Source organism: Micromonospora sp. NPDC047762 (genome assembly GCF_043204655.1).
Classification (GTDB): domain Bacteria; phylum Actinomycetota; class Actinomycetes; order Mycobacteriales; family Micromonosporaceae; genus Micromonospora.
Genome location: NZ_JBIDCQ010000014.1, coordinates 12,170 through 25,788 on the forward strand (window position 1 = coordinate 12,170; position 13,619 = coordinate 25,788).

Sequence of the window (13,619 nt, forward strand, 5' to 3'; positions counted from 1 at the left end):
GTCCGGGCCGCACCCGCGCCGTCCCTCACCGTCCAGCCGGAGCCCGCCTCCGGCCGGTTCGGCGCGCCCGGCGGACGGCAGTCAGGTCGACCGCCGCCGACGGCGTACCAGCCGTCAGGAAGGGACCACCACCATGGATCAACAACTCAACCGACCGGGGCCGACACCGGTGCCCGAGCCGGTCAGCCGGCGGGGAGTTCTGCGCGCCGCGACCGTCTCCGCAGCCGCTGTCGGCGCCGCCGGTCTGCTCGGCGGCCCGGCCGTCGCCGCACCCGCCGCACCCACCGGGCAGGCCCAGGGCCGCCGCCGGGTGCCGGTGGACCGGATCAGCATTCAGCTCTACACGCTGCGTGACCAGCTCGCCGCCGACCTGCCCGGCACCCTGGACGCGCTGCGTCGGATCGGCTATCGGCGAGTGGAGCACGCCGGTTTCGTCGGACGCACCGCCGCACAGTTCCGGGCCGCGCTCGACGAGGCCGGGCTGCGTTCCACCTCCGGTCACGTCGGCATCCCGCAGCCGTTCGACGCCGCCACCTGGGAGCAGGCTCTCGCCGACGCCAACGTGGTGGGCTGCAAGAAGATCGTCCACCCGTACTTCGGTCGGGACGCGAGCGGTCAGCCGATCCGCGACCCCGCCGTCTACCGGGCCCTGGCTCGGGACCTGAACCGCGCCGGTCGGCTCGCCGAACGCGCGGGGCTGGATTTCGGCTACCACAACCACCAGCTCGAGTTCGTGCCGCTGACCGGCGGCTCGACCGGGTTCGACATCCTCAGCTCGCAGACCGATTCCCGGCTGGTGCACTTCGAGCTCGACCTCTACTGGACCTGGCGGGGCGCCCACGACCCGGTCGACGTGATCCGTGCCAACCGCGGCCGGATCCGCCAGGTGCACGTCAAGGACCTCGACGTCGAGGGTGGTTTCGCCGACCTCGGCGACGGCCTCATCGATTTCGGCCGCATCTTCGCCCACGAGCGGGAAGCCGGCATCGAGGAGTACATCGTGGAGCGCGACGACGCGGGCACCGCGCCGCGCTCCCCCGCCGACGCCCTGGACACCGCTCGCGTCGGCTTCGACTACCTCGCTTCACTTCGGTACTGAAACCACCCCGGGGGACTCACCTGATGAACAGGACCGCATTCGCGTCCGCCCTGCTGTTGGTGACGGCCGGTCTGGCCGTACCACCGTCGGCAGCGTCCGCGGCGCCAGCCGCGCCGCCGGACAGCAGCTTCCAGAAAGTGACATTGAACGACTTCCCGGGCGAGCCGATGAGCCTCGCCGTCCTGCCCGACCTGCGGGTGCTGCACACCTCCCGTACCGGTGAGGTCCGCATCCACGACCCGCGCACCGGGCTGAACACCATCGCCGCCGACATTCCGGTGTACGAGCACGACGAGGAGGGGTTGCAGGGCGTCGCCATCGACCCGAACTTCGCCCAGAACAAGTGGGTGTACCTCTACTACTCACCGCCGATGGACACGCCGGTGGACGACCCGGCGACTCCCGGCGTCAACGAGGGCGACGCGCCGGAGACCGGCACCGAGGCGGACTGGCAGCGCTTCAAGGGCGCGCTGCGGCTGTCCCGGTTCAAGCTGGACGGGCAGAAGCTGAACCTCGCCAGCGAGCAGCAGATCATCGACGTGCCCACCGACCGGGGCATCTGCTGCCACGTCGGCGGTCAGATCGACTTCGACAGCAAGGGCAACCTGTACCTGTCGACGGGTGACGACACCAACCCGTTCGCCTCCGACGGCTACATCCCGATCGACGAGCGGGCCGACCGCAACCCGGCGTACGACGCCCAGCGCACCGCGGCCAACACCAACGACCTGCGCGGCAAGCTGCTGCGGATCAAGGTCAAGGCCGGTGGCGGCTACACGGTGCCGGCCGGCAACCTGTTCAAGCCCGGCACGGCGCAGACCCGCCCCGAGATCTACGCGATGGGGCTGCGCAACGCGTTCCGGTTCGCCGTCGACAAGCGGACCGACGACGTGTACGTGGGCGACTACTCCCCGGACGCGTCCAACCCGGACCCGGAGCGCGGGCCGGCCGGGCACGGTCGGTGGATGCGCGTCGACAAGCCGGCGAACTACGGCTGGCCGTACTGCGTGACGCCGACGATCGCCTACCGCGACTACGACTTCGCCACCGGTGAGTCCGGCGCCAAGTTCAACTGCAAGCGCCCGGTCAACGACTCACCGCACAACACCGGCAAGCGCGTACTGCCGCCGGTCGAGCAGCCGGAGGTCTGGTACGCGGCCGCACCCTCGGCCGAGTTCCCGCAGTTGGGCACCGGCGGCATCGCACCGATGGGCGGCCCGGCCTACGAGTACGACGGGACCAGCACGTCGCGTACCCGCTGGCCCGCCTACTACGACGGGGTGCCGCTGTTCTACGAGTGGACCCGTGACTACATCAAGGAGTTCCGCCTCGACGAGGACGGGGACGTCGCCGACATCCGCCCGGTGGCACCGTCGCTGGTGGTGGACAACCCGATGGACATGGAGTTCGGCCCGGACGGCGCGCTCTACGTCCTGGAGTACGGCGACGGTTACTTCGCTGAGAACCCGGACGCGCAGCTGTCCCGGATCGACTTCGTGCGGGGCAACCGGACACCGATCCCGAAGATCAGTGGCACCCCGACCGTCGGGCAGGCCCCGCTGACCGTCGCGTTCTCCAGCGCCGGCACGACCGACCCGGACGGTGACAAGCTCAGCTACGCGTGGGACTTCAACGCGGACGGCTCGGTGGACAGCACCGCTCCGAACGCGAGCTGGACGTTCCCGGAGAACGGCTCGTACACGCCGACGTTGAAGGTCACCGACCGCACCGGACGGTCCGCCTCGGCGTCCCTGCCGCTGGTGGTGGGGCCGACCGCGCCGGTCATCGAGTTCGTCGCCCCGGAGGCCGGGCAGCCGTTCCAGTTCGGGCAGACCGTCGCGTACGAGGTGAAGGTCACCGACGACCTGCCGGTGGACTGCTCCCGGGTGAAGGTCACCTACGTGCTCGGGCACGATGAGCACGGGCACCCGCTGTCCACCTCGACGGGTTGCTCCGGAAGCATCCCCACCTTCCTCGACGGTGGGCACAGCGGCGCGGACAACCTGACCGCGGTGTTCGTCGCGGAGTACACCGACGCCCCGACCGACCCGGGCGTACCCCCGCAGTCCGCTTCGGCGACCGTGGTGCTGGACCCGACCCCGGTTGCCGGTCTGGCCGGCTGATCGGTTTCACCACGACAGTGGCGGCGGCCGGATCCTTCCGGCCGCCGCCGCACGTCGTTAGCGTCCGGATCCCGCCGTCGCCATCGCCCTGGCGTCCCGACGGCGACCGACGTCGGGTCAGCTCCAGTCGCTGTCCACGTGGTTGTCCCGCCACCGTCCGCCCACCGGCGGGGTGTCCAGTCGCATGCCCTCGTCGGCGTTGCCGGCCAGGTCGTTGTCCTCGACCCGGCAGTCCACGCAACTGCCCCGCTCGGTGATCCACAGCCCGTGCGTCTGGGTCGGGTTGTCGTGGTTGTCCCACACCCGGTTGCCCCGGATGGTCGCCGAGTCGAACGGCGCGTCGACGGTGATACCGGCCCGCAGCTTCGGTGCGGCCGCCAGCTCGTATCCGCATCCCGGCGGTGGCACGTCCCCGCTCCACGCGCTGAACGCGTCCGGGCGGACCGGGGCGAGGGTGAGTTCGTCGCCGGTGTTGGAGGCCACCATGGCCACTGACTTCCCGACCCGCAGGACCTTGCCCCGGTGCCCGTCGTGCGGCCAGTTGGCCGACCGGTCCACCAGGCACCGCTCGCTGTAGCGGACGGCGTCACCGGTACCGCCGGTGCCCTCGCCGTACTGCCGCCCGTTGTTGCGGATGCGGTTGTTGAGCAGCACCGCGTCGGTCATCTGGTGGTCGATCCGGATCGCGTCGAGGCCGTTGCCCCAGAACTCGTTGCTCTCGATCACCACGTCCCGGATCGAGCCCCGGTAGCCGCGCCCGAGGTCGTGCGAGTGATAACCGTGCCGGCCGTTGCCGCTGATCCGGTTGCCTCGGACGGTGTACGGGCCAGGGCTGTTACCGATGCTGACCCCGTCGCACATGTTGCCGTCGATGACGCAGTCGGTGAGCAGCCCACCCCGGCCGGCCACCGACGAGGTGCCCTGCGCCGACACGTCGAACCCGGTTTCCAGGTTTCCGGTCATGGTGCAGGCGGAGACGATCAGGCCGTCGGCGCCCCAGTCGGAGATGCCGAAGCGGTTGCCCTGACTGTGGCAGCCGACGATGCGGTAGCCGCGCGGCGGCACCCAGTAGTCCTTCTGCAGCTCCAGGAAGATTCCGTTGGTGCCGTTGGCCAGGGCGGTGCAGTTGGCGATGGTCAGCCGCTCCACCGCTCCCCAGCCGCCGATGCCGATCCCGATGCCGGCGCCACCCATCTGCTCGCCGTTGTCCAGTCGGCCACAGCCGACCACCACCACGCCGTCGATCAGGGAGTCCTGGAGGAAGTCGCAGCCCAGCCCGGTGGCGGCGGTGTGGTGGATGTAGAGGTTGCGGAAGACGCCCCGCACCACGTACTGGAGGCCGAGGCCCTTGGCCAGGTAGTTGTACTCGGCCATGGCGACGCCGGAGCCGTCGATCTGGAAGTCGGAGAAGGTGCAGTCGGCGATGTGCCGGTCCCGGTCGGCGCCGTGCTGCACAGTGGTCCAGAAGGCCAACGGGGTGGGGTCGGCCCGGTTGCCCTCGTTGCTGAGCATGAACCGGGTCGCCGCCGGGCCGGCCCCGATCAACGACACACCGCTGCGCCACACGGTGCCCGCGTCCCGGATCGAGTAGATGCCCGGCGGGCAGTAGATGACCCGGGCCCGTCCGTCCGAGGCGTACCCGGCACCGAGGCGGTCCACGAGGGCGGCCAGCGCCGGCTGGTCGTTGGTCGCACCGTCACCGGTGAGCCCGTACTCCAGCGCGTCGCAGTACAGCGGCGCGCCGGCCGAGGCGGGCCGTCGTACCCGGACCGAGTTCAGTAGCAGCTCGTTCGCCACGGCCACGGCGGGCTCCCTTCGACGCGTTCGGTGCGTTCCGGCGGGGCCGACTTCCCGGTGAGGCCGCCGGGAAACCCCGACCCGATGACGCCGCCGGCCCGATGACGCCGCCGGGGAGCCCTGGACGTGCGCCGGCCCCGACGCCGCACGGGCGGCGCCGGGGCCGAGGGGGGTACGCGTCAGACGGCGGCGATCAGCAGCGCCGGTCGCTCCACGCAGTCGGCGACGTGCCGCAGGAAGCCGCCGGCCACCCCGCCGTCGCAGACCCGATGGTCGAAGGTGAGGCTGAGCTGGGTCACCTTGCGGACGGCGAGCTGCCCGTCGACCACCCACGGCTTGTCCACGATCCGCCCGATCCCGAGCAGGGCCGCCTCGGGGTGGTTGATGATCGGCGTGGAGCCGTCGACGCCGAACACCCCGTAGTTGTTCAGGGTGAAGGTGCCACCGGTCAGCCGGGCCGGGGGCAGGCTGCCGGCCCGCGCGGCGGCCGTGGTGGCCGCCAGTTCGGCGGCCAGCTCGGCGGTGGTGAGCCGCTGGGCGTCGCGCAACACCGGCACCAGGAGCCCCCGGTCGGTCTGCGCGGCGATGCCGAGGTGCACCCCGGCGGACTGGACGATGCGCTGCGCCTCGGTGTCGACCCGGGCGTTGAGCTGCGGGAACCGGCGTAGTCCGCTGAGGCAGATCCGGGCCAGCAGGGCCAGGATGCTCACCGGCGCGTCGGGCGTCGCGGCGTTGATCGCGGCGCGGGTCTCCAACAGCCCGGTGGCGTCCACGTCGACCCAGATGGTCACCTCCGGGATCTCCCGCCGGCTGCGGGAGAGCTTGTCGGCGATCACCTTGCGGACGCCGGTCAGCGCGACGATGACGTCGCCGTCCCCGGCCGGGGCCGACCCGACCTGCGGTTCCGGCACGGCGGCGAGCCGGGCGGCGGGCGCGGTCAGCGCGGCCTCCACGTCGGCGCGGCGGATCACACCCCCCGGTCCGGTGCCCCGCACCATGTCGAGGTCCACGCCGTGCTCACGGGCCAACCGCCGCACTATCGGGGAGATGACCAGGGCGGCGGAGCGCGCTGCCGGGTCGCGCGACACGGCACCGGCAGCCGCGCCGGTGCCGCCGGTCGGGCCGGCGTCAGCCGGTTCGGGGGCCACCGCCAGGCGGGGCCGACGCCGACGGCGGGTGGCGGTGCCGTGGCCGGTGCCGTACCCGATGAGCACGTTGCCCGAGCCGGCCCGTTCCTCCTCGCGGTAGGTGGCGTGCCCGGCGGGCTCGTCGCCCCCGTCCAGCGGCGCGATGGTGATCAACGGCTGGCCGACCGGGCGTACCTCACCGGCCGCGCCGTGCAGGGTGACCACCCGGCCGGCGTACGGGCAGGGCACGTCGACAACGGCCTTGGCGGTCTCCACCTCGACCACGCTCTGGTCGACGGTGACCACGTCACCCACGGCGACCCGCCACTCGACGATCTCGGCCTCGCTCAGCCCTTCGCCCAGGTCGGGCAGGAGGAAGACCTGCGTCCGTTCGACGATGGTCATGCCGCCGCCCAACGCGCGTCCGGCTGGTCGTCCCACTGAAGGCGGGCGACCGCGTCGAGCACCCGGTCCACGCCGGGCAGGTGGGTGTGCTCCAGCATCGGCGCCGGGTAGGGGATGTCCAGCCCGGCGACCCGCAGCACCGGGGCGTGCAGCGCGTGGAAGCAGCGCTCCTGCACCCGGGCGGCGATCTCCGCGCCGACGCCCGCGAAGCCGGGCGCCTCCTGGATCACCACGCACCGGCCGGTGCGCCGGACCGAGGCGGTGATGGTCTCGTCGTCGAACGGCACGATGGTGCGTACGTCGACGACCTCCAGGTCCCATCCCTCCTCCCGGGCGGCCTCGGCGGCCTCCAACGCGACCGGCACCGCCGGCCCGTACGCCACCAGCGTGGCGTCGCGTCCGGGCCGGCGCACGACGGCCCGGCCGAACGGCTCGTTGCGGGTCGGCAGGGACGCCTCGGCGCTGGTGAAGTAGAGCTTCTTTGGCTCCATGAAGACCACCGGGTCGGGGTCCTCGATGGCCTCGCGCAGCAGCGAGTACGCGTCGTCGACGGTCGCCGGGGTGACCACCTTCAGTCCGGGGGTGTGCGCGTAGTACGCCTCGGACGAGTCGCAGTGGTGCTCGACCCCGCCGATCCCGCCCGCGTACGGCACGCGGATGACGATCGGCACGCTCAGCGCGCCCCTGGTGCGGTTGCGCAGCTTCGCCACGTGGGAGGCGATCTGCTCGAACGCCGGGTACGCGAACGCGTCGAACTGCATCTCGACCACCGGGCGCAGGCCGGACATGGCCATGCCGACGGCGAAGCCGACGATGCCGGCCTCGGCGAGGGGGGTGTCGAAGCAGCGGTTCTCGCCGAAGCGGGCCTGGAGGCCGTCGGTGATCCGGAAGACGCCGCCGAGCGCGCCGACGTCCTCGCCGAAGACGACGACCCGCTCGTCGGCGGCGAGCGCGTCGGCGAGCGCGGTGTTGAGCGCCTTCGCCATGGTGGTGGCCATCAGGCGTCGCCCTCCTCGGCGTGCGCGGCGGCCAGCTCGGCGCGGACCTGCTCACGCTGTTCGACAAGCTGCGGGGTGGGCTCGGCGTAGACGTGGTCGAAGAGGCTCAGCGGATCGACGGTGGGCTGCTCGTTCATCCGGGTCCGCAGGTCCGCCGCGTACGCCTCGGCCTGCTCGGCGATCTCGGCGACGGCCGCGTCGTCGAGCACACCGCGGGCGCGCAGGTAGGTCTCCAGGCGGGCGACCGGGTCCCGGTCCCGCCAGGCGTCGACCTCGGCGCCGTCGCGGTAGCGACTGGCGTCGTCGGCGTTGGTGTGCGGCTCCATCCGGTAGGTGTGCGCCTCGACCAGGAACGGTCCCTTGCCGGCACGGGCGTGGGCGACCGCGCGGGTGAGCACGGCGAGCACCGCCACCGGGTCGTTGCCGTCGACCTGCTCACTGGGTACGCCGTAGCCGACGCCCTTGTAGGCCAGCGACGGCGCGGCGGTCTGCCGGGACAGCGGGACGCTGATCGCGTACCTGTTGTTCTGCACGAAGAAGACCACCGGCGCCTTGAACACGGCGGCGAAGTTGATCCCCTCGTGGAAGTCGCCCTCGCTGGTGGCGCCGTCACCGATGAAGGCCAGCGCCACGGTGTCGCGGCCCTGGTACGCCTCGCCGTGCGCCAGCCCGGCGGCGTGCACGCACTGGGTGGCGAGGGGGGTGCACTGCGGCGCGGTGTGCACCTCGGTCGGGTCGTAGCCGCAGTGCCAGTCGCCGCGCAGCAGGGTGAGCACCTCGACGGGGTCGATGCCTCGGGCAACCAGCGCCATCGACTCGCGGTACGTGGGGAAGACCCAGTCGGTGTCGCGGACCGCGAGGACCGCGCCGACCTGGCACGCCTCCTGGCCCCGCGAGGACGGGTAGACGGCCAGCCGGCCCTGCTTGGTCAGGGCGGTCGCCTGGGTGTCGAAGCGGCGGCCGAGCACCATCCGGCGGTACAGCTCGCGCAGCACCTCGGCGGGTGGTTCGGGGTAGTCGGCGCGGGCGGGCAGCGGCGTGCCGTTCTCGGCGAGCAGGCGGACCGGCTCGGCGTCCGGTAGCAACGAGCGCGCCGGGTCGGGCGGGGTGACCGTTCGACGGGTGCGCGGGGATGCCCTGCGGACCGCCTGGGGAGTGGTCGTCACGGCGGAACCTCCTGGGACGTGTGGTGAGCCTATGCTTCCGCTTGTGGATGATTGACTCAAGATCGACACAGAAGGCGGGACGGTTGGCATGCGGAGGGCGTACCAGTGAGCCAGGAGACCGCCGACGAAGCAGGCCGGGGCGCGGGATCGGGACGATCGGCCCGAGCGTTGGACGAGGTCGACCGGCGGATCCTCGACGAGCTGGTCCGCGACGGTCGGACGTCGGTGCGTACCCTCGCCGAGCGGATCCACATCTCCCGAACCAACGCGTACGCGCGGGTGGAGCGGTTGCTGCGCGACGGGGTGATCACCGGGTTCCGGGCCCAGGTGGCACCCGAGGCGGCCGGGCTGGGCACGTCGGCGTACATCGCCCTGACCATCGAGCAGAACACCTGGCGGGAGGTGTCGGCCGAGCTGGCCCAGGTGCGCTACATCGAGCACGCCGCGTTGCTCGGCGGTGACCACGACGTGCTCGCGCTGGTGCGCGCGCCGGACAACGCCGCGCTGCGCGACGTGGTGCTGGGTCGGGTGCAGAGCATTCCGGGGGTGCTGTCCACCCGCACCTGGCTGGTCTTCGAGGAGTTCGACGGGGTTGGCAGCCCCTGGGCGTGACCGCCGGCCTCAGCGCTCCGGCGGGGCCTCCAGCCCGTCGCGGTCGGCCAACTCCAGCAACGGTTCCAAAGAGTGCCGGTCACCGTCGAGGCCGGCGTGCGGGTCGCCGCGCTCGGCGAACCGGGCCGGCATGCTGAGCACGTCGAAGTCCTCCGGGCGGACCTGGTCCAGCTCCGACCAGTCCAGCGGCGCGGAGACCAGCGCGGCCGGCGTCGGCCGGATCGAGTACGCCGAGGTCACCGTGTGGTCCCGGGCCATCTGGTTGTAGTCCACGAAGACCGGCCGGTCCCGTTGTTCGCGCCACCAGGTGGTGGTGACCAGGTCCGGCAGCCGGCGCTGCATCTCCCGGCCCAGCGCGAGCACCGCCCGACGGCAGTCACCGAAGCTCCACCGCGGCTCGATCGACAGGTAGACGTGCAGCCCCCGACCGCCGGTGGTCTTCGGGTAACCGGTCATGCCCAGCTCGGCGAGGAACGCCCGCACCTCGTGCGCCACCGGCACCACCTGCTCGAAGCCGACGCCGGGCATCGGGTCCAGGTCGATGCGCAACTGGTCGGGGCGTTCCACGTCGGCGGCGGTGACCGGCCACGGGTGGAACCGCAGGGTGCCCAGGTTGGCCGCCCAGATGACCACTGCCAACTCGCTCGGCGCGACCTCGTCGGCGGTCCGGCCACTGGGGAACGTGATGTGCGCCGTACGCACCCACTCGGGCGCGCCGGCCGGCAGCCGCTTCTGGTAGAACGCGTCGCCCCGGTTGGTCTGCCGGGTGGCGATCGTCGCGCCCTCGAAGACACCACGGGGCCAGCGTTCCAGCATGGTCGGCCGGTCCCGCAACGCGCGCAGGATGCCGTCGCCCACCGCCAGGAAGTAGCGGACCACGTCCAGCTTGGTCAGCCCACGCTCCGGGAAGTACGGCTTGTCGGGGCTGGAGACGCGGACCACCCGCTCCCCCACCTGGATCTCCTCCGCCGCCGTGGCCACGCCCTGAGGGTACGACGCACAAGCGCCCCGTACAGCCACCGAGCGGACACTGGCGCGGCGCCGGCGGAGCTGGGCTTCGACGGCAGCGATGACGCGCCCGCTCAGGTGAGCAGCAGCACGCCGACCACGACCAGTGGCAGCCCGACGAAGAGGAAGATGCCGACCCCGGTGAGCACGCGCCCACCGCCGGCCGTCTCCCGCTCCGGCGCGACACCGAAGGTGGCGCGGGGGCCGAGCATGCCGATCCGACTCAGCGTCAGGTCGCCCGTCATGCCGATGAGCCCGCCCACCACAACCAACCCGATGCCCAGCCGGGCGACGTAGTCACCGCCGGCGACCGCCACCCAGATCATCGCCGCGACCGCGACCAGCGCCCCGACCACCACGAACAACAGGACCGCTTCCCGCAGACCTCGCAAGACAGTCATCTATCGACCCCCGTCACCTGTCCGGCGCACATTGTTTCGCATCACCAGGTCGCGGCGCTGCCCCGAAACCGACAGCGACCACCGGACACGGTTACCGTCGGCGGCGCCCGGGTAGGGGGGCCGCATGGCGGAACTGGCAACCCTCTGGATCGTCCGGCACGGCGAGAGCACCGCGAACGTCGCGGCGACACACGCCGAGGCGTCGGGCGCGGAGCTGATCGACCTCACCCATCGCGACGCCGACGTGCCGCTCTCCGCGACCGGCGAGGAGCAGGCCCGGGCGACCGGCCGTTGGCTGGCGGAGCTGCCGGCCGCGAGGCGCCCGGATGTGGCGGTCGTGTCGCCGTACCTGCGCGCGGTGCAGACCTCCCGGCTGGCGCTGGCCGGCACCGACATTCCCGTCCACCGCGACGAACGGCTGCGCGACCGGGAGCTGGGCATCCTCGACGGGCTGACCGGGCACGGGGTGCGCCGGCGGTACCCGGACGAGGCCGAACGTCGGGAGCGGTTGGGCAAGTTCTACTACCGGCCGCCGGGCGGAGAGTCCTGGACGGATGTGGCGTTGCGGCTACGGACGCTGCTGGGCGACCTGCGCCGTGACCACGACGGTTGCCGGGTGCTGCTCTTCGGCCACGACGCGCTGGTCTTCCTGCTTCGCTATCTGCTGGAGGGGTTGACCGAGGACGAGCTGATGGCGCTCACCCGGCAGGACGTCATCGCCAACTGTTCGATCACGGAGTGGTCGGCGGACGACGACGGCCGCCTTGCCGTCACCGCCTTCAACGATGTCGCGCACCTGCGTCAGCAGGGCGCCCAGCCGACCAGGGAGGACGAAATCCATGCCGAGCCGGTCTGAGGTGAAGGTGATCACCCCGGCGTTGCTGCGGGACTGGGCACTGCCCGTGCCGGTCGGCGGGAAGGAGAGCCGGGGCACCGTGCTGGTGGTCGGCGGTTCCCGCTTCACGCCGGGCGCGGTGCTGCTCGCCGGAGTGGCCGCCTTGCGCGCCGGTGCCGGGGTGCTCCAGCTCGCCGCCGCCGAGTCCACCGCGGCGGCGCTGAGCATCCAGGTGCCCGAGGCGCTCGTGGTCGGCCTGCCGGAAACCACCGACGGTGCGGTCGCCGCCGACCGGGACGGTCAGCTCGGCGACCTGGTCGCGCAGGCCGACGTGGTGGCGATCGGCCCCGGCCTGAAGGCGATCGACGAAACCAACCGACTGCTGAGCCTGGTCCTGGAGGCGGCCCGCCCGGACACGTCACTGGTCCTCGACGCGTACGCCCTCGGTGCGCTCAGCCACTCACCGGACCTGCTGGTCGGCTCGGGTCGACCCGTGGTGCTCACCCCCAACGTCACCGAGGCCGAGCACCTGCTCGGGCGGGAGCCGGGCGACGACCTGGACTCCGAGGCGGCCGAGTTGGCCGCCCGGTACGAGGCGGTGGTGTCGCTGTACGGGCATGTGGCCGCGCCGGACGGACGGGGTTGGCGGGAGGAGAGCGGCGACGCCGGGCTGGGCACCTCCGGCAGCGGGGACGTGCTCGCCGGGTTGCTGGCGGGGCTGTTGTCCCGGGGTGCCGACCCGGCGCAGGCGGCCTGCTGGGGCTCGTTCGCGCACTCGGTGAGCGGCCAGCGGCTGATTCCCCGCTACGGCCGGATCGGCTTTCTGGCTCGGGAGCTGCTCGAAGAGATCCCCCGCACCCTGGCGATGGTCTGAGGCGGTTTCACCTGTTTCCGCATTCGGCGTGGGGGTACCGGAACCCCACCAGCCGAGACTCGTCAGGGAGGTCATACCGGTGTCGACCGATGCCATCGTCCTGCTCAAAGAGGACCACAAGGAAATGCGCCGCCTGTTCAAGGCCTTCCAGGACGCCGAGGAGGGGCCGGCGAACCAGCGGCAGAAGTTGGTGGACCAGATCCTGGAGGCGCTGACCGTGCACACCTACCTGGAGAACGAGGTGATGTATCCGGAGGTCCGCCGACTGCTGCCCGACCTGGAGGACGACATCCTCGAGTCGTACGAGGAACACCACGTCGCCGATGTGCTCTGCGCCGAGCTGGCCAGCATGGACGCCGACGACGAGCGGTTCAACGCCAAGACGACGGTGCTCATCGAGAACGTCACGCACCACGTCGAGGAGGAAGAGCAGGAGTGGTTCCCCAAGGTTCGCGACGCGCTGGGCCGCAAGCAGCTCCAGGAGATCGGCGAGAAGATGATCGCGCTGCGCGCGGACGCGCCGCGTACCCCCACCGCCCCGAAGGCGATCAAGAAGGCGCTCGACGCGGTGACGGCCTGAGGCACCCGCTCACACCGAAGGGCCCGGCACAACGCCGGGCCCTTCGTCGTGCCGCCCGCCCCGCCCGGCCCGCCCCGCCCCGCCCGGCCCGCCCCGCCCCGCCCCGGCCCGGCCCGGCCCGGCCCGGCCCGCGATCTTGCACTTTCTGTTGCCGATTGGCGATGTGTCGTGCCGTTTTGTCGCGACAGGAAGTGCAAGATCGCGGGAGGAGGGGCGGGGGCGGGGCGGGGGCGGGGGGCGGGTAGGGGGTCAGCTGGCTGGGCCTGGTTCGGCCATCCGGCGGTGCTGCTCGGACTTGAGCCTGTCCGGAATGATCTTGCCGGCGGCGGGCTGCACCTTGCGTGGTCATGTTGTCGACTCCTTCCGTGCGAAACCTGGCCGCACCCGTGACGGCGCGGTGGTCACCTACCGTGCGCCCCGCGTCGCATCGCCCAATCACGTTGGCGGGGTCGCCTCCCGGAGGGCGGCCCGAACGGCTGGTTCCGGCCCGGTAGGATCCTCCCGGGCCGTTACTGGCGCGTGGGGATGGAGAACCATCGGGGAGCGGCCTCGTCACGTGGACGTTTGCCGAGCGCCTGGGCCTTCCCGCACGTC

Annotated in this window: 12 protein-coding genes and 1 riboswitch; of the genes, 6 read left to right on the forward strand and 6 right to left on the reverse strand. The window is 72.0% G+C overall.

Annotated elements, in window-relative coordinates; translation table 11 throughout:
* Window positions 1-133 precede the first annotated feature (133 nt).
* Together ACGF3C_RS31400 and ACGF3C_RS31405 are read left to right on the forward strand one after the other, a co-directional pair.
* On the forward strand, window positions 134-1,099 hold the full coding sequence (locus ACGF3C_RS31400) for a sugar phosphate isomerase/epimerase family protein (RefSeq protein WP_393227339.1): 966 nt from the start codon (window positions 134-136) through the stop codon (window positions 1,097-1,099).
* A gap of 23 nt (window positions 1,100-1,122) precedes the next feature.
* Window positions 1,123-3,222: a PQQ-dependent sugar dehydrogenase gene (locus tag ACGF3C_RS31405; protein ID WP_357233307.1), complete on the forward strand. Its 2,100-nt coding sequence runs from the start codon at window positions 1,123-1,125 to the stop codon at window positions 3,220-3,222.
* 117 nt (window positions 3,223-3,339) lie between these two features.
* Here ACGF3C_RS31405 and ACGF3C_RS31410 read toward each other — a convergent pair whose 3' ends face one another.
* The 4 genes from ACGF3C_RS31410 to pdhA all read right to left on the reverse strand — a co-directional run bounded on the left by ACGF3C_RS31410 (window position 3,340) and on the right by pdhA (window position 8,715).
* On the reverse strand, window positions 3,340-5,019 hold the full coding sequence (locus tag ACGF3C_RS31410; RefSeq protein ID WP_357235461.1) for a right-handed parallel beta-helix repeat-containing protein: 1,680 nt from the start codon (window positions 5,017-5,019) through the stop codon (window positions 3,340-3,342).
* Window positions 5,020-5,198: 179 nt separating this feature from the next.
* Complete coding sequence (locus tag ACGF3C_RS31415; protein ID WP_393227341.1) at window positions 5,199-6,551, reverse strand: dihydrolipoamide acetyltransferase family protein; 1,353 nt, start codon at window positions 6,549-6,551, stop codon at window positions 5,199-5,201.
* Entirely contained in the window at window positions 6,548-7,552 is a 1,005-nt protein-coding gene (locus ACGF3C_RS31420; protein WP_393227491.1) for an alpha-ketoacid dehydrogenase subunit beta, read from the reverse strand. The genes ACGF3C_RS31415 and ACGF3C_RS31420 overlap by 4 nt, the downstream gene beginning before the upstream one ends.
* Window positions 7,549-8,715: a pyruvate dehydrogenase (acetyl-transferring) E1 component subunit alpha gene (gene pdhA / locus ACGF3C_RS31425; protein WP_393227343.1), complete on the reverse strand. Its 1,167-nt coding sequence runs from the start codon at window positions 8,713-8,715 to the stop codon at window positions 7,549-7,551. Before pdhA ends, ACGF3C_RS31420 begins: the two co-directional genes overlap by 4 nt.
* Before the next feature lie 105 nt (window positions 8,716-8,820).
* Here pdhA and ACGF3C_RS31430 point away from each other — a divergent pair, with 105 nt between their 5' ends.
* Complete coding sequence (locus tag ACGF3C_RS31430; protein WP_387354722.1) at window positions 8,821-9,327, forward strand: Lrp/AsnC family transcriptional regulator; 507 nt, start codon at window positions 8,821-8,823, stop codon at window positions 9,325-9,327.
* A 9-nt stretch (window positions 9,328-9,336) separates the two neighbouring features.
* On the opposite strand, the gene ACGF3C_RS31435 is transcribed toward ACGF3C_RS31430, so the two are convergent.
* Both ACGF3C_RS31435 and ACGF3C_RS31440 read right to left on the reverse strand, forming a co-directional pair.
* The gene (locus tag ACGF3C_RS31435; RefSeq protein ID WP_357233781.1) at window positions 9,337-10,308 is read right to left on the reverse strand and encodes a DNA primase small subunit domain-containing protein; all 972 of its coding nucleotides are present in this window, start codon (window positions 10,306-10,308) and stop codon (window positions 9,337-9,339) included.
* 101 nt (window positions 10,309-10,409) lie between these two features.
* Entirely contained in the window at window positions 10,410-10,736 is a 327-nt protein-coding gene (locus ACGF3C_RS31440) for a hypothetical protein (RefSeq protein WP_357233783.1), read from the reverse strand.
* Between the two features lie 124 nt (window positions 10,737-10,860).
* Here ACGF3C_RS31440 and ACGF3C_RS31445 point away from each other — a divergent pair, with 124 nt between their 5' ends.
* The 3 genes from ACGF3C_RS31445 (at window position 10,861) to ACGF3C_RS31455 (ending at window position 13,025) form a co-directional block, all read left to right on the forward strand.
* A complete protein-coding gene (locus ACGF3C_RS31445; RefSeq protein ID WP_393227346.1) occupies window positions 10,861-11,592 on the forward strand; it encodes a histidine phosphatase family protein in 732 nt (243 codons plus the stop codon).
* Window positions 11,576-12,445, forward strand: a complete 870-nt coding sequence (locus tag ACGF3C_RS31450; RefSeq protein WP_357235271.1) for an NAD(P)H-hydrate dehydratase — start codon at window positions 11,576-11,578, stop codon at window positions 12,443-12,445. The genes ACGF3C_RS31445 and ACGF3C_RS31450 overlap by 17 nt, the downstream gene beginning before the upstream one ends.
* A gap of 79 nt (window positions 12,446-12,524) precedes the next feature.
* Window positions 12,525-13,025 carry a hemerythrin domain-containing protein gene (locus ACGF3C_RS31455; RefSeq protein ID WP_357235274.1) on the forward strand — a complete coding sequence of 167 codons (501 nt, stop codon included), beginning with the start codon at window positions 12,525-12,527 and terminating at the stop codon, window positions 13,023-13,025.
* 498 nt (window positions 13,026-13,523) lie between these two features.
* A riboswitch (ZMP/ZTP riboswitch) is annotated at window positions 13,524-13,613 on the forward strand.
* Window positions 13,614-13,619 lie beyond the last annotated feature (6 nt).